Here is a 14893-nt window from a genome sequence, read left to right on the forward strand (position 1 = left end):
AAGCGGAAATGAAAAAAGGACTCATTGTATTGGTTGCCGTTATTTTTCTGCTCGCAGGCTGTGGAGCAAATGGAGCCAGCGGTGACCACAAACAATTGAAGGAAATTCGTATTGGTATTCAGCAAAGCTTAAGCCCGCTTTTGATCGCAAAAGAAAAAGGCTGGTTCGAAGATGCATTTGAAAAAGAAGGCATCAAAGTGAAATGGGTGGAGTTTCAAAGCGGTCCGCCCCAATTTGAAGGCCTTGCGGCAGACAAACTTGATTTTTCTCAAGTCGGTAATTCGCCTGTGATCGCTGGACAGGCGGCAGGCATTGACTTTAAAGAAATCGGTTTGTCTCAGGACGGCTTGAAAGCAAACGGCATCCTTGTCAATCAAAACAGCGGCATTCAAGACGTTAAGGACTTAAAGGGGAAGAAAATTGCAGTCGCCAAAGGCAGCAGCGGGTTTGATTTTTTGTATAAAGCGCTTGATCAAGTGGGGTTGTCAGCTAACGATGTGACAATTATTCAGCTTCAGCCTGATGAAGCAGCTTCCGCATTTGAAAATGGATCTGTTGATGCCTGGTCCATTTGGGAGCCGTACTTGTCCTTAGAAACAATGAAACACGGAGCAAAAATCCTTGTGAACGGAGAAAGCACAGATTTATATTCACCGGGTTTTACTTTAGTAAGAACAAAGTTTTCAGAAGAGCATCCAGACGAAGTGGTCCGTTTTCTGAAGGTGTTTAATAAAGCCGTTGTATGGCAAAAGGAACATCTGGATGAAGCAGCGGACTTGTATTCTGACATTAAAGATCTCGATAAAAAGGTCGTCGAAAATGTGCTGAAAAATACTGAACCTCTGAATGAGGTCATCAGTGACGACATTGTAAAAGCGCAGCAGGAAACAGCAGATTTTCAATTTCGAACAAAGGCGATAGATAAGAAGATTGATGTGAAGGATGTTGTCGATAACACTTTTATCAAAAAAGCATTAAAGGAACATTCCTCAGGAGGTGATCAATGATGAAAGCAGAGGCTGCGGGCTCGCTGCCCAAAACGAATGCGGAAGCGGTGCGAAAAAAGCCCGGAAGGAAGAGATACGGCTGGATGAAGGGGCTTTTACTGCCCGCTGTCATCATTGCCATCTGGCAGATCATCGGCGGGCTGGGAGTTGTGTCCGCTACAGTGCTGCCTACACCTGTTACGATTGTTCTGACCTTTAAGGAGCTTATTTTGTCCGGCGAACTGTTCGGCCATCTGCAAATCAGCATTTATCGGGCGGCGCTTGGTTTTTTGCTTGGCGCAGGGCTTGGATTGATGATCGGGATTTTGGCCGGATTCTCCAAACGGACGGAGCTGTATCTTGATCCGTCGTTGCAAATGCTTAGAACCGTACCTCATCTGGCCGTCACGCCGCTGTTTATTTTATGGTTCGGATTTGACGAAGTATCTAAAATTTTGCTGATTGCGCTCGGTGCCTTCTTTCCTGTCTATATCAATACGTTTAACGGCATCCGCGGGGTTGACGCGAAGCTGTTTGAAGTCGCCCGGGTGCTTGAATTTAAATGGCATCAGCAGATATCCAAAGTGATATTGCCGGCAGCCCTGCCCAATATATTGCTAGGCATTCGCTTATCGCTCGGCATTGCATGGCTCGGGCTCGTTGTGGCAGAGCTGATGGGCTCAAGCTCGGGAGTCGGCTATATGATCATGGATGCGAGACAGTTTTCACAAACGAATAAAGTCTTTGCAGGGATTATCATTTTTGCAGTGGTTGGAAAGCTGACGGATTCCTTCGTCAGGCTGCTTGAACGAAAGCTGTTAAAGTGGAGAAACAGCTACGAAGGATAAAAGATATAAAGGGGAGATGAATATGGAAATTCTTTGGTTTATACCGACTCATGGAGACGCGAGATATTTAGGATCTGAAAGTGATGGACGGACTGCGGATCATCTTTACTTTAAACAAGTCGCGCAGGCGGCAGACAGGCTGGGATATACAGGAGTTCTTCTGCCAACGGGAAGATCGTGCGAGGACCCGTGGCTTACAGCGTCGGCACTGGCAGGAGAAACAAAGGACTTAAAGTTTTTAGTCGCGGTAAGACCTGGTTTAATGCAGCCTTCTTTAGCAGCCAGAATGACATCCACCCTAGACCGCATTTCAGACGGCCGGCTGCTGATCAACGTTGTGGCGGGGGGCGATCCGTATGAGCTGGCAGGCGATGGCCTGTTTATCAGCCATGATGAGCGCTATGAAGCAACAGACGAATTTTTAACCGTTTGGCGGAGACTTTTGCAGGGAGAAACGGTTTCCTATGAAGGAAAGCATATAAAATTGGAAAACAGCAATCTGCTTTTCCCGCCGCAGCAAGAGCCGCATCCGCCCATCTATTTCGGCGGTTCGTCACAGGCTGGGATTGAAGCTGCCGCAAAGCATACAGACGTGTACTTGACATGGGGTGAGCCGCCTGAACAAGTAAAAGAAAAGATAGAAAGAGTCAAAAAGCAAGCGGCAAAAGAAGGGAGATCCGTTCGATTTGGCATTAGGCTGCATGTCATTGCCCGTGAAACTGAACAAGAGGCATGGGAAGCGGCAGAGCGCTTGATCAGCCACTTGGATGATGATACCATTGCCAAAGCGCAGGCAGCTTTGAGCCGTTACGACTCTTCAGGCCAGCAGCGGATGGCCGTCCTTCATCAAGGCGATCGGACGAAGCTTGAAATCAGCCCGAATCTGTGGGCGGGGATCGGCCTGGTCAGAGGAGGGGCAGGAACAGCTCTTGTCGGTGATCCGCAGACGATTGCCGACCGGATAGCGGAGTACCAGGCACTCGGCATAGAATCGTTTATATTCTCAGGCTATCCGCATTTAGAAGAAGCGTATTATTTTGCAGAGCTTGTATTTCCGCTTTTGCCGTTTAAAAATGATCGGACGAGAAAGCTTCAGAACAAAAGGGGAGAAGCGGTAGGAAACACTTATTTTGTCAAAGAGAAAAATGCATGAGTTTAACTAAAATACAGCCCCCCGAACATGGTATGATATTCAAAAAAAGGGGGCTTTTTTTCTGAAAACATTGAGAAGCGCGGCAGTCATTTGCTTCATAGCTATGCTGTCAGCATGCGGACATTCAAAACAGATGGAAATCAAAGCGGCAGACATATCAGATCTTGAAAAAAACAGAATGGATGTCGCAGCTTCACAGGCATTCACTGCCGAAGCCGTCAATATCGGTGAAGGTATTTCTTCAGCTGACATGTACATCGAACATTATCAAAAGGGAAAGCTTGTTGAGAGGTTTGGACCGGTTCGTGCAGATTATTCAGAGGAAAAACCCGATACCATACAATTTGTTTATTTTGAGAATGAAGAGGGGGAAGGAAAGAATAAATATACCACCATTCATTTTGGCATTGTGGATAAACAGGGAAATATAGCGGCTGATTCATCGGTGAAACGCGACGATAGCACAACACAGGAAATGACTCAGAATATTTCATCGCCGGAACCGATTACTTTCGAGAAGCCTGCTTTGATCGGCAGCAGTATTAGAGGGACTGACGAGACAATGCACACCTCTGAACATAAAATAGAGCTCATTAAGCATCAAGATGCGTTACTGTATTATGTGGAATTGCATCATTAGAATGGGCGGCTTCAGGCCGTCTGTTTTACAAAGCGGTATGCTTGCTTTTTTGAATGGTGCATGATACATTTTAAATCGTAACAATTTCGATTTAAAGGGAGGCTATGTGACTTGGCTAAAAAATCAAAAGTGGCAAAAGAGTTAAAACGCCAACAGCTTGTTGAGCAATACGCTGGTATTAGACGCGAGTTGAAGGAAAAAGGAGATTACGAGGCACTCAGCAAGCTGCCAAGAGATTCAGCACCGGGAAGGCTTCACAACCGCTGCATGGTAACGGGGCGCCCGAGAGCATATATGAGGAAGTTTAAAATGTCCAGAATCGCTTTCAGGGAGCTGGCCCATAAAGGCCAGATTCCCGGTGTGAAAAAAGCAAGCTGGTAAGAAAAAACTCCGGCCGATTACAGCGCGCCGGAGTTTTTTTCGTTTTTCTTGAAAGAGATGACGTAGGAAAGGTGCTGGATGATCATGATGATAAACACAATAATAATAGGGAAAAACGGAATGCGCGATTGAAATAGCGGATAAAAAATGAGAAGAACCGCTGCGGCAGGCAGCGAGAAGTAGACAGCGATATATGACGCGCGACATGCTTTTGCCGTCATCATCTGCTCTCTTTCATCCTGCTCTTCAAACTCATCAGGCAGAAGAAGCTGTTTTCTGGCAGGGCGGCTTTTTTTCTGTAAGTACAAATAAACCGCAGACGCCGCAACAAACAGAATAAAGGGGGTGAGGTTTAATTCAAACACCATCCCGCCGCTCTTTGTGCGAAAAAAAGATGCAATTCCTTCTGACGCTTCAAAGTATGCAATCAGCGTCCAGCATGCAAGGCCAAATAACACAAGTTGAAAAGCTGCTTTTGTTTTCATGCTCATCTTAGTTTTCCTCCTCTAACCAAAAGACATCCTCCATTTTCATGGAGAAGGCTTTGCAGATTTTCAGTGCTAACAGCAGTGAGGGAACATAATCGCCTTTTTCGATAGCAGCCACAGTCTGTCTTGTGACGCCGACTGTTTCTCCTAGTTTTTCCTGAGAATAGCCGAAGCGTGCCCTCAGCTCTTTTACTTTATTTTTCATCATGACGTCTGTCCCCTTCACAATCTCGATTGATTATATTGTATAGTATACTTAACATTATGTAAATGTAACTTAACAACTTTACAAAAAGATAACTTTTTTTCGACAAAATTTTTATATTCCCTTGACGAAAAATAAATAAACATGTAATATAAAAAAAGTCAGAGCGGTACTGTTGCTGACAACCACAAATGCGGGTGTAGTTTAGTGGTAAAACCTCAGCCTTCCAAGCTGATGTCGTGAGTTCGATTCTCATCACCCGCTCCATACATACGTTATTAACGCAGTGTTTCGTTTCTCAGATAAACGAAGTATTGCGTTTTTTTATGTAAAAAAGAACACGGTATTCGTGTTCTTTTACGTAAGCCAATGTACTGTATGGGTGCCGCCGTGAATTTGTTCAAACATTTTTGTTAATGATGATAAGAGGTTAACAGCGCTGCTTTTCTCAATCGATGGCGGGAAAAAAATGATTTGCAGCATATTCTTAGTCTCGTTTGAAACGGGATAGTGGTTGACGCTGTTTTTGAAATCGCCAAAAATGCCGTTTTCATCAGAGAAAAGCAGTATGTTTTCTTTTTCTCCCAATGAGATTCGGACCGGCTCATGAAGCTTTCCGGCATCATAAATCATAATAGGCAGAGAATATTTTAATGCGAAAAAATCGATTGTGTCATGGGCCGAGTCTTTACTTTCCATGAATTGTTCCTTGGATATCGGGACCAGCATGTCCTCCATTGGGGTTGTTTCTCCCTCAAATGAAGGGTTAAGCTGTTTAAAGAGTTCCTGCCATTCCTTGACGAAGGATTCATCGGATATACCGCCGTCCGCATAGTCGAAAAACAAGGATTCTTGAAACAGGCGGAGTCTGCCTTTTAGCATTTGCGGTGAGGAGCCGACTTCGATATTCTCATAAATGACAGCAGCTGCATGTAAGCCGGCCGCACGTTCAGTAATAACAGAATCAAGTTTGATATTCACTAGCATTCACTCCAGTTACGTGATATCAACCTATTATAAACGCTGTATCGTTTTATCACAAAGAAAGGAGGCTGTGCAAAACATGAACGTTTATCAGCTCAAAGAAGAATTAATTGAATACGCGAAAAGCATTGACGTGGACAAGATTGGTTTTACGACGGCTGATACTTTTGACAGTTTAAAAGACCGTTTGATTCTTCAAGAATCACTCGGCTATCTCTCCGGCTTTGAAGAGCCGGATATCGAAAAAAGGGTGACGCCGAAGCTTCTTTTGCCGAAAGCGAAATCAATAGTGGCAATTGCTCTCGCATATCCTTCCAGAATGAAGGATGCGCCGAGAAGCACGAGAACTGAGCGCAGGGGCATTTTTTGCAGAGCCTCCTGGGGAAAAGACTATCATGATGTGCTGAGGGAAAAGCTTGATCTGCTGGAGGATTTTCTAAAAAGCAAGCATGAGGATATCAGAACGAAGTCAATGGTTGATACAGGTGAATTATCTGATCGCGCCGTTGCGGAACGTGCCGGAATCGGATTCAGTGCGAAAAACTGTATGATCACAACACCCGAGTATGGCTCCTATGTGTATTTGGCGGAAATGATCACAAATATCCCTTTTGAGCCTGATGTGCCGATTGAAGATATGTGCGGGTCCTGCACGAAATGCTTGGACGCCTGTCCGACGGGAGCACTGGTTAATCCCGGGCAGCTTAATGCGCAGCGCTGCATCTCTTTTCTGACCCAGACAAAAGGATTTTTGCCTGATGAATTCCGGACAAAAATCGGAAACCGCCTGTACGGGTGCGATACGTGCCAAACGGTATGCCCTCTCAATAAAGGGAAGGATTTTCATCTTCATCCGGAAATGGAGCCTGATCCTGAGATTGCCAAACCGTTATTGAAGCCGCTTTTGACCATCAGCAATCGGGAATTTAAGGAGAAATTCGGGCATGTCTCAGGTTCTTGGCGCGGGAAAAAACCGATTCAGCGAAACGCCATTCTCGCGCTTGCGCATTTTAAGGATGCTTCCGCACTGCCTGAATTAGCGGAACTGATGCACAAGGATCCGCGTCCTGTCATCAGGGGGACAGCCGCATGGGCAATCGGAAAAATCGGAGACCCCGCATACGCGGAAGAGCTTGAAAAAGCGCTGGAAAAAGAGAAGGATGAAGAGGCAAAGCTGGAAATTGAAAAAGGACTTGATTTGCTAAAAGCTTCAGGCATGACTAAACAAGGCCTGTCCTGACATACGTATAGAGCAGAAGGAAAAAACACTTGAGATCATCCAAGTGTTTTTTCTCTATAAAAAAGTATGGCGGGTGGGGTGAGCTTGAAGCACATTTTAGAACAATTAGCGGAGGAGCGGCTGGGCTTTCTGGTTAACGGGCATGCTATGAGACAGGAGTCTCAAATCGGAGACCTTAAAGTCATGGAGCGTAAGAAAAAGCTTCTGGAAAAACGTAAAGTTGACATCATAAAAGCGAAAGCAAAGGCCGTGATTAATCATGTGCGGGTTGAGGATGACGGAACGACCTGCCTTTCGTATACCATCCATTACGAATACGTGTGTAAGGAACAAGATGACAGCTTGTATATAGAAGAGCACATAGAGGAGCGAATGGCTTTCCTGTATGATCACATTTTGATTAGTGATCAGGAAATTGCGAAAAAGCCGGCTGGATTTCATGAAGGGACCAGTATTATTGACTATTCTGAAGCTGAAGAGGAAAGAGAAGCGTTTGGCAGGGCTTTTCAATACGATCGTCTCGGCGCTGTCCAATATGCCGAGAAATTTTGGAACAAGCGCAATCCTGCTTATAAAAATTTCAGCGATAACTGTACAAATTTTATTTCTCAGTGTCTTCATGCAGGAGGCGCGCCGATGCGCGGTCATCCGAACAGGGGATCAGGCTGGTGGATGAAACAAAGCTCATGGAGCTACAGCTGGACGGTGGCTCACTCTATGAAAATGTATTTGTCGAATTCAAAGGCCGGACTGCGTGCGGTGCGGGTGAAATCAGCGGAAGAACTGATGCCGGGCGATGTGATTTGCTATGACTTCGAAGGAGACGGCCGGTTTAATCATACAACGATTGTCGTGGCAAAGGACAAAGGCAATATGCCGCTTGTCAACGCCCAGACTTATGACAGCCGGATGAGGTATTGGTCATATGAGGATTCTACGGCATACACGCCGTCAATACGATATGCCTTTTTTCATATCGTTGATGATACGACAAAAGAGTAATTAATGTTATAATGATGGGCGGATAAGAAAAACAGAGGTGAACATTGTGGCATTACATGTCGTTTTATATCAACCAGAAATTCCCGCTAACACAGGGAATATTGCACGTACTTGTGCAGCAACCAATACAACGCTACACCTGATTCGTCCACTCGGCTTTTCAACGGATGATAAAATGCTGAAACGTGCCGGACTCGATTATTGGGAGTTTGTTAACGTTGTGTATCATGATTCGTTAGAAGAATTGTTTGAGGCATATGAAAAAGGCCAGTTTTTCTTTATTACAAAATTTGGCCAGCAGCCTCATACATCATTTGATTACACTGATCTTGACGAGGATTATTTCTTCGTGTTCGGAAGAGAAACAAGCGGTTTGCCAAAGGATTTAATTCAAAATAATATGGACCGCTGCCTGCGTCTTCCGATGACAGAGCACGTCAGATCGTTAAATCTGTCCAATACTGCCGCGATTCTTGTTTATGAAGCGCTGCGCCAGCAAAATTACCGTGATTTAAAATAGTGAAAAAACCCGCTCATCGATGATGGGCGGGTTTTTTTGCGGATGTTGAAATGCTTTGTTTCGTTTTTGGGCTTAACAACGTAACAGTGTTATGTTACAATGTACCCATCAAAGGAGCTGGACTTATGGAAGAACAATTAATCTCTAAAAAAGAATTACTTGAAAGAACATCGATTTCATACGGTCAGCTGTATCGATGGAAGCGGAAAAACTTAATACCTGAGGAATGGTTTATTCGTAAATCCACATTTACAGGGCAAGAGACGTTTTTTCCGAGAGAGGAGATTTTAAAACGTATATCAATAATTCAAAAGATGAAAGAAAATTTGTCTTTGGATGAAATGAGGGAAATGCTGTCGCCGAAAATGAAGGATGTCAGCATGACCGCTGATGAATTGCTTCATAAAGGTTTGGTTTCAAGGCCTGCTCTTGATGCCTATTCAGAAGACGGAGGAAGTCCGGTTTTCTCATCCGGCGATTTGCTTTCGCTGTATGTGCTTGAGGTACTGCTGCAGTCTGGAAATGTCAGCCTTGCAGAAGCAAAAATGGCTGCAGAGGTATTAAAGAAGCATGATACTGAAGAGATTGAAAAACAGACGGAGCTGATTGTGCTCCGCAAGCTTGGTGTCACAACTTGTTTTATAGCGGCTGCGGCGGACAGCATTTTGTTTGAATCATCCGTAAAGGTTGTGGAACGGGTAGATTTATTAAAAGCTTCAGAGGAATTAAAAACAACATTTATGCAGGAGGGCCATCGATGGATGTAGTGGAAAAGCTGGTGATAAACGGATCAGGAAGTTCAAAGGGAGGAACATTTCAATCTGTTGAGATTAATGGCAGCGGGACAGTGGCCGGGGACGTGGAGTGTGACACTTTTTCTTTTAATGGAAACGGAAAAGCTGACGGCAGCGTCAAAGCGAAAGCGGTAACCATCAGCGGTTCAGGAAAGATACATGGAGACGTTGAAGCAGAATCTATCCGGATTAATGGCACTGGTTTTATTCAAGGAGAGGTATCTGCAAAACAATTGAAAATCGCTGGATCATCAACATTTGGCGGCACTGTCAAGGCTGATGGCATTGACATTAGCGGAAAAGCTGTCATGGAAGCAGATTGTGAAACGGAAACCTTTCAATCAGAAGGGAAATGCAAAATCAGCGGGCTTTTAAATGCAGACCAGGTGATCATTAAGCTTTCTGCAGGGGAAAGCTATGCGCGGGAGATCGGCTGCCGCCATTTTCAAGTGACCTGCAGAAAAGGAATGCTAACATTGCTCAGATTGATGCCGCAGCCTGTTCTAACAGCAGAGCTGATCGAAGGTGACGTGATTGAATTGACAAATACAAAGGCGAAAACCGTGCGCGGAAATAAAGTGATCATCGGCCCGGATTGCCAGATTGAAACTGTCGAATACAGCGGGGACTATACCTGTGATCCAAGCGCATCGGTTGAAACATCCACAAAGTTGTAAGGAGGATCGTAATGGAGACAACAAAACTGGGAAATTTAAAATTATATGGCGCTGGGCATGCCGCAGGAGGCGCGTATCACAATGTCAGCATCAAAGGAGAAGGTGTAGTTGGAGAAGGGCTGTCTGCTGTAGGCTGCCGCATATACGGAACGGGCCTTTTTCTCGGAAAAGCAGAGACTGAGCGGCTGCGTGTGCTCGGAGAAAGTGAATGTAAAGGCGATCTGACAGCCGGCAAAATCAATATATATGGGACAATGAAAGTCAGCGGCTCACTTCAATTTGATCGATTCAATCTGAAAGGCCAGACTGAAATTGGCGGGAATATGACTGGAGAATCCTGCGATGTGAAAGGGAAGCTTAGCGTAAAAGGTGATTGTGAAACAGAAATGTTCCATGTCACAGGCTGTGTTGATGTATCGGGGTTATTAAATTCGGGTGAGATCAAGCTGGGATTGAGCCATGATATAAGCCATGTGCAGGAAATCGGCGGAACAACAATTACAGTGAAAAGACGCGCGAGTTTTTTTAACCGGAAGAAAGGGAAACTGATCGCCGATGTCATAGAAGGAGATCGGGTTTATTTGGAGAATACCGAAGCGGCAGTTGTCAGGGGAAAAGAAGTGATCATCGGGCCGGGATGCAGCATCGGAACGATTGAGTACGAAAACAAATGTGAATGCGATCCGCATTCACAGATTAAAGAAAAAACAAAACTGTAAAACATTGTTCTGTTATACAAAAAGGTGCTCTTTCAGGAGCACCCTTTTTTATTCTTTTCCAGGCTTGCTATCGTATCCTGCGGTAAAAATTGATACTAAAAAAGTGACAATGACACCCATCATGATGATTGTTTTCACCGTCTCTCCCCCTCTTCAATTTTTCCGTGCTGTCCGAGTCTGGATGATTCTGTATTTTTCTTTATTATGAACGGTCGCGGTCTGCCTTGTCAACGATGTATAAGTATCTTTATTTTTAAGAAACCAAAGCATGTATCACGGGATGGCGGCATAGATTGTATCAAAGTACCTTATTTGCATAGTGTATCAAACATGATAGAGGAGGTCCTTATGGATATATTAAAGAAAATTGAACAGTACAGAGAGGAAGAGCAGCGGCTGAAATGGGAAGGAACTTTTGCCGATTATTTGGAGATTATTAAAGAAAATCCGATGGTCGCGCAATCTGCTCATTCTCGAGTTTTTAATATGATAAAAGACAGCGGGATAGAGGAGATTGACGGGCGCAAGAAGTACAGTTTTTTTGACCGCGAGCTGTTCGGGCTTGAAGAATCTCTGGAGCGTCTTGTGGAAGAGTATTTTCATCCGGCTGCCAAACGTCTAGATGTCAGAAAGCGGATTCTATTGCTGATGGGGCCTGTGAGCGGCGGTAAATCCACGCTGGTCACAATGCTTAAAAAAGGTCTCGAAGCGTACACGCTGACAGATAATGGCGCTGTATATGCGATTAAAGGCTGCCCGATGCACGAGGACCCTCTACATTTAATCCCCCATCATTTACGCGATGACTTTTACAGGGAATACGGCATTAGAATAGAAGGAAGTCTTTCTCCTTTAAATGTCATGAGGCTGGAGGAAGAGTACGGAGGAAGAATTGAGGATGTGAAGGTGGAGCGCATCTTCTTTTCAGAAGATAAGCGTACGGGAATTGGAACATTCAGTCCCTCTGATCCGAAATCTCAGGATATTGCCGATTTGACGGGGAGTATTGATTTCTCAACAATCGCCGAGTACGGTTCAGAATCGGATCCGCGCGCTTACCGGTTTGACGGAGAGCTGAATAAAGCGAACCGCGGGATGATGGAGTTTCAGGAGATGCTGAAATGTGATGAGAAATTTCTCTGGCATTTGCTTTCCTTGACACAGGAAGGGAATTTTAAAGCTGGGCGGTTTGCGTTAATTTCTGCTGATGAGCTGATCGTGGCTCACACGAATGAAACGGAGTATCGCTCATTTATTTCTAATAAGAAGAATGAAGCCCTGCACTCAAGAATCATCGTGATGCCGGTTCCTTATAATTTAAAAGTGTCTGAGGAAGAGAGAATTTATGAAAAAATGATCGCAGAAAGCGATGTGGCGGATGTTCATATTGCCCCGCATACGTTGAAGGTCGCCGCGATGTTCTCAATCCTTACCCGGTTAAAAGAGCCGAAGCGGTCGGATATTGATCTGGTCAAGAAAATGAGACTGTATGATGGAGAAAGTGTGGAAGGATATAACTCTGTCGACGTTGAGGATATGAAAAAAGAATATAATGATGAAGGCATGAGCGGCATTGATCCGCGGTACGTGATCAACCGGATTTCTTCAACGATTATCAGAAAAAATATGGAATCGATTAATTCTCTCGATGTCCTTCGTTCCTTAAAAGAAGGTCTTGATCAGCACCCATCAATTTCAAGCGAGGACAGAGAGCGGTATTTGAATTTTATTTCTGCCGCTCGCAAGGAATATGACGACATTGCGAAAAAGGAAGTTCAAAAAGCGTTTGTGTATTCGTATGAGGAATCAGCAAAAACACTTATGGACAATTACCTCGATAACGTAGAGGCTTATTGCAATAAAAATAAGCTTCGTGATCCTTTGACAGGAGAGGAAATGAACCCTGACGAAAAGCTGATGAGATCCATCGAAGAGCAGATCGGCATTTCGGAAAACGCCAAAAAAGCGTTCCGCGAAGAAATTTTAATCCGCATCTCGGCCTATGCGAGAAAAGGCAAGCGGTTTGATTACAATTCCCATGAAAGACTGCGTGAAGCTATTCAGAAAAAGCTGTTTGCTGATCTGAAGGATGTCGTTAAAATTACGACCTCAACAAAAACGCCGGATGAGCAGCAGCTGAAAAAGGTAAATGAAGTCGTGGCCCGTTTAATTGATGAGCACGGCTACAACTCGACGAGCGCCAATGAGCTGCTGAAATATGTCGGCAGCCTGCTGAACCGATAAGCAACGTGACCCGTCCGAATAGGGCGGGTTATTTTGTCCCATTTTCTAAATAGTTTGTCAATTAAACGTGCATATGTGCATATGATGAATATAAATCTTTTCAAAAGACTTGTTTCATAATCTGGCACAAGCCGGAATACGTATGTATCACGACCACAAATGGTTAAGGAGGGGAATTCATGTCCCAAAATGACAGCGGCCATTTTTTGATTTCTGAGGAAAACTGGTCCCTCCATCGCAAAGGCTTCGATGACCAGCAGCGCCACCAGAAAAAAGTGCAGGAAGCGATCAAAAACAATCTTCCGGACCTCGTAACTGAGGAAAGCATTATTATGTCTAATGGAAAAGATGTAGTGAAGATCCCAATCCGTTCACTTGATGAGTATAAAATCCGTTATAACTATGATAAAAATAAACATGTAGGGCAAGGAGACGGCGAGAGCCAGGTTGGAGATGTTGTGGCCCGGGATGGATCAGACAAAAAACAAGGGCCTGGAAAAGGGCAGGGTGCCGGTGATCAGGCAGGCGAGGATTATTATGAAGCGGAAGTTTCATTAATGGATTTAGAAGAAGCGCTTTTTAAAGAATTAGAGCTTCCGAATCTCCAGCAAAAAGAGCGGGACAATATCATTCATACAGATATCGAGTTTAATGATATCCGTAAAACAGGGTTAACCGGTAATATTGATAAGAAAAGAACGATGATGTCAGCCTTTAAACGAAACGCAATGTCAGGAAAACCGTCGTTCTACCCAATTTATCCGGAGGACCTGAAATATAAGACGTGGAATGACATCACAAAGCCCGAATCAAAAGCCGTCGTTTTAGCCATGATGGATACAAGCGGCAGTATGGGGGTTTGGGAAAAATACATGGCCAGAAGCTTCTTTTTCTGGATGACCCGTTTTTTGCGGACAAAATACGAGACTGTGGAAATTGAATTTATTGCCCATCATACAGAAGCAAGAGTGGTCTCGGAGGAGGATTTTTTCTCAAAGGGAGAAAGCGGCGGAACCATTTGTTCTTCCGTATATCGGAAGTCGCTTGAGCTTATTGATGAAAAGTACAATCCCGCCCGCTATAACATTTACCCGTTTCATTTTTCTGACGGTGACAACCTGACATCTGATAACGCGCGCTGTGTGAAGCTGGTCAATGATATTATGAAGAAGGCCAATCTGTTTTGCTACGGCGAGGTCAATCAGTACAACAGGCATTCAACGTTAATGTCTGCATATAAAAATGTAAAAGATGAGAAATTTAAGTACTATATTTTAAAACAGAAATCTGATGTTTTTCAGGCTCTAAAGAACTTTTTCAGAAATGAAGAGTCTGGTGTAAGCCATCAATTTTCGTAATGAAAAGCCCATTTCAGGGCTTTTTTTTATTTAATAAAAGCAAGAAAACGCTTGCGAAAAAAATACGGGAGAAAAAGAAATTTTTCCTTTGACAAATCTTCTTTCATTTATTAATATTTTATCTTGTGAACTATTATTGAGGAATGAGGTGAAAAGGAGTTGACTGAATCAGAACGTGCTTTGCTCACTTTTGAACAGCTCTTCGATACGTCTCGGGCGATATATAAAAAACAGAAGAAGATATTGGAGATTGTGCTTGAGCCTTTTGATATTACAGTCCTTCAATATTTGCTGATGTTTAAAATTCATCAAAGCGGAAGCACCCCGCTAAGCAAGCTGGCATTGTCGCTTGATCTTAAGCCTGCTTCTGTGACGCGGATGACAGATATTCTGTATAAGCGCCAATTGATGAATCGATATGACAGTCCGGATGACCGCCGTATCGTCATGATTCAGTTAACCGAAGAGGGGGAAGAACTGATAGAAAAAGCCGCTGTGCAATATGCAAAAATGGGTGCTGGCTTGTACCAAAAGCTTGATACCTCCCAGCTGCAGTATTTGCGCAAACTAGCCGGAAGCTTAACGAAGCTTGCTGAAGGCTGTTCAGAAAAAAGCGGTAATTAAAAACTTCTCACATATTTTCACCAGCTTTCC

17 protein-coding genes and 1 tRNA gene are annotated in these 14893 nt (G+C 44.1%); 15 read left to right on the forward strand and 3 right to left on the reverse strand.

What is annotated here, in order from left to right:
• The first annotated feature begins 8 nt into the window (after positions 1–8).
• From NYE56_RS04380 to rpsN, 5 genes are all read left to right on the forward strand, one after another.
• The gene (locus tag NYE56_RS04380) at positions 9–1007 is read left to right on the forward strand and encodes an aliphatic sulfonate ABC transporter substrate-binding protein (protein ID WP_024572624.1); all 999 of its coding nucleotides are present in this window, start codon (positions 9–11) and stop codon (positions 1005–1007) included.
• Positions 1004–1834, forward strand: a complete 831-nt coding sequence (locus tag NYE56_RS04385; protein WP_072176038.1) for an ABC transporter permease — start codon at positions 1004–1006, stop codon at positions 1832–1834. Before NYE56_RS04380 ends, NYE56_RS04385 begins: the two co-directional genes overlap by 4 nt.
• Before the next feature lie 22 nt (positions 1835–1856).
• Entirely contained in the window at positions 1857–2987 is a 1131-nt protein-coding gene (ssuD, locus tag NYE56_RS04390; protein ID WP_341283518.1) for an FMNH2-dependent alkanesulfonate monooxygenase, read from the forward strand.
• 103 nt (positions 2988–3090) lie between these two features.
• Positions 3091–3627 (forward strand): hypothetical protein, encoded by a 537-nt coding sequence (locus NYE56_RS04395; RefSeq protein ID WP_268556236.1) that lies wholly within the window; start codon positions 3091–3093, stop codon positions 3625–3627.
• Positions 3628–3738: 111 nt separating this feature from the next.
• Positions 3739–4008 carry a 30S ribosomal protein S14 gene (rpsN, locus tag NYE56_RS04400; RefSeq protein ID WP_003233455.1) on the forward strand — a complete coding sequence of 90 codons (270 nt, stop codon included), beginning with the start codon at positions 3739–3741 and terminating at the stop codon, positions 4006–4008.
• A 17-nt stretch (positions 4009–4025) separates the two neighbouring features.
• Here rpsN and NYE56_RS04405 read toward each other — a convergent pair whose 3' ends face one another.
• Positions 4026–4499 (reverse strand): hypothetical protein, encoded by a 474-nt coding sequence (locus NYE56_RS04405; protein ID WP_047182327.1) that lies wholly within the window; start codon positions 4497–4499, stop codon positions 4026–4028.
• A 1-nt stretch (position 4500) separates the two neighbouring features.
• Positions 4501–4701 (reverse strand): helix-turn-helix transcriptional regulator, encoded by a 201-nt coding sequence (locus NYE56_RS04410; RefSeq protein WP_009966860.1) that lies wholly within the window; start codon positions 4699–4701, stop codon positions 4501–4503.
• A gap of 193 nt (positions 4702–4894) precedes the next feature.
• Between NYE56_RS04410 and NYE56_RS04415 the strand changes: the two genes are divergently transcribed.
• Positions 4895–4968, forward strand: a tRNA-Gly gene (locus NYE56_RS04415).
• A gap of 90 nt (positions 4969–5058) precedes the next feature.
• On the opposite strand, the gene NYE56_RS04420 is transcribed toward NYE56_RS04415, so the two are convergent.
• A complete protein-coding gene (locus NYE56_RS04420; RefSeq protein WP_106610807.1) occupies positions 5059–5682 on the reverse strand; it encodes a B3/B4 domain-containing protein in 624 nt (207 codons plus the stop codon).
• Positions 5683–5764: 82 nt separating this feature from the next.
• On the opposite strand from NYE56_RS04420, the gene queG reads away from it, so the two are divergent.
• The 9 genes from queG to NYE56_RS04465 all read left to right on the forward strand — a co-directional run bounded on the left by queG (position 5765) and on the right by NYE56_RS04465 (position 14863).
• A complete protein-coding gene (queG, locus tag NYE56_RS04425) occupies positions 5765–6925 on the forward strand; it encodes a tRNA epoxyqueuosine(34) reductase QueG (protein WP_341283519.1) in 1161 nt (386 codons plus the stop codon).
• Positions 6926–6991: 66 nt separating this feature from the next.
• Positions 6992–7927, forward strand: coding sequence for an amidase domain-containing protein (locus tag NYE56_RS04430; RefSeq protein WP_249851171.1), 936 nt, complete (start codon positions 6992–6994; stop codon positions 7925–7927).
• A 37-nt stretch (positions 7928–7964) separates the two neighbouring features.
• A complete protein-coding gene (trmL, locus tag NYE56_RS04435) occupies positions 7965–8447 on the forward strand; it encodes a tRNA (uridine(34)/cytosine(34)/5-carboxymethylaminomethyluridine(34)-2'-O)-methyltransferase TrmL (RefSeq protein WP_003233442.1) in 483 nt (160 codons plus the stop codon).
• A gap of 125 nt (positions 8448–8572) precedes the next feature.
• Positions 8573–9214 carry a YhbD family protein gene (locus NYE56_RS04440; protein WP_326211172.1) on the forward strand — a complete coding sequence of 214 codons (642 nt, stop codon included), beginning with the start codon at positions 8573–8575 and terminating at the stop codon, positions 9212–9214.
• Positions 9205–9918 carry a bactofilin family protein gene (locus tag NYE56_RS04445; protein ID WP_341283520.1) on the forward strand — a complete coding sequence of 238 codons (714 nt, stop codon included), beginning with the start codon at positions 9205–9207 and terminating at the stop codon, positions 9916–9918. Before NYE56_RS04440 ends, NYE56_RS04445 begins: the two co-directional genes overlap by 10 nt.
• An 11-nt stretch (positions 9919–9929) precedes the next feature.
• Positions 9930–10637, forward strand: a complete 708-nt coding sequence (locus tag NYE56_RS04450) for a polymer-forming cytoskeletal protein (RefSeq protein WP_341283521.1) — start codon at positions 9930–9932, stop codon at positions 10635–10637.
• 348 nt (positions 10638–10985) lie between these two features.
• A complete protein-coding gene (gene prkA / locus NYE56_RS04455) occupies positions 10986–12881 on the forward strand; it encodes a serine/threonine protein kinase PrkA (RefSeq protein WP_003239626.1) in 1896 nt (631 codons plus the stop codon).
• A gap of 179 nt (positions 12882–13060) precedes the next feature.
• The gene (gene yhbH / locus NYE56_RS04460; RefSeq protein WP_003233432.1) at positions 13061–14239 is read left to right on the forward strand and encodes a sporulation protein YhbH; all 1179 of its coding nucleotides are present in this window, start codon (positions 13061–13063) and stop codon (positions 14237–14239) included.
• 159 nt (positions 14240–14398) lie between these two features.
• Positions 14399–14863, forward strand: a complete 465-nt coding sequence (locus tag NYE56_RS04465) for a MarR family transcriptional regulator (RefSeq protein ID WP_134155000.1) — start codon at positions 14399–14401, stop codon at positions 14861–14863.
• Positions 14864–14893 lie beyond the last annotated feature (30 nt).

It is taken from the genome of Bacillus sp. FSL R5-0603 (genome assembly GCF_038050295.1).
In the GTDB taxonomy this organism is placed as follows: domain Bacteria; phylum Bacillota; class Bacilli; order Bacillales; family Bacillaceae; genus Bacillus; species Bacillus subtilis.

Excerpts from the sequence above, each read along its gene's own strand:
- NYE56_RS04380 (WP_024572624.1), top strand. The coding sequence starts at position 9 with ATGAAAAAAGGACTCATTGTATTGGTTGCCGTTATTTTTCTGCTCGCA.
- prkA (WP_003239626.1), top strand. The coding sequence starts at position 10,986 with ATGGATATATTAAAGAAAATTGAACAGTACAGAGAGGAAGAGCAGCGG.
- queG (WP_341283519.1), top strand. The coding sequence starts at position 5,765 with ATGAACGTTTATCAGCTCAAAGAAGAATTAATTGAATACGCGAAAAGC.
- yhbH (WP_003233432.1), top strand. The coding sequence starts at position 13,061 with ATGTCCCAAAATGACAGCGGCCATTTTTTGATTTCTGAGGAAAACTGG.
- ssuD (WP_341283518.1), top strand. The coding sequence starts at position 1,857 with ATGGAAATTCTTTGGTTTATACCGACTCATGGAGACGCGAGATATTTA.
- NYE56_RS04385 (WP_072176038.1), top strand. The coding sequence starts at position 1,004 with ATGATGAAAGCAGAGGCTGCGGGCTCGCTGCCCAAAACGAATGCGGAA.
- NYE56_RS04445 (WP_341283520.1), top strand. The coding sequence starts at position 9,205 with ATGGATGTAGTGGAAAAGCTGGTGATAAACGGATCAGGAAGTTCAAAG.
- NYE56_RS04395 (WP_268556236.1), top strand. The coding sequence starts at position 3,091 with ATGCTGTCAGCATGCGGACATTCAAAACAGATGGAAATCAAAGCGGCA.
- NYE56_RS04405 (WP_047182327.1), bottom strand. The coding sequence starts at position 4,499 with ATGAGCATGAAAACAAAAGCAGCTTTTCAACTTGTGTTATTTGGCCTT.
- NYE56_RS04450 (WP_341283521.1), top strand. The coding sequence starts at position 9,930 with ATGGAGACAACAAAACTGGGAAATTTAAAATTATATGGCGCTGGGCAT.
- NYE56_RS04440 (WP_326211172.1), top strand. The coding sequence starts at position 8,573 with ATGGAAGAACAATTAATCTCTAAAAAAGAATTACTTGAAAGAACATCG.
- NYE56_RS04430 (WP_249851171.1), top strand. The coding sequence starts at position 6,992 with ATGGCGGGTGGGGTGAGCTTGAAGCACATTTTAGAACAATTAGCGGAG.
- NYE56_RS04410 (WP_009966860.1), bottom strand. The coding sequence starts at position 4,701 with ATGAAAAATAAAGTAAAAGAGCTGAGGGCACGCTTCGGCTATTCTCAG.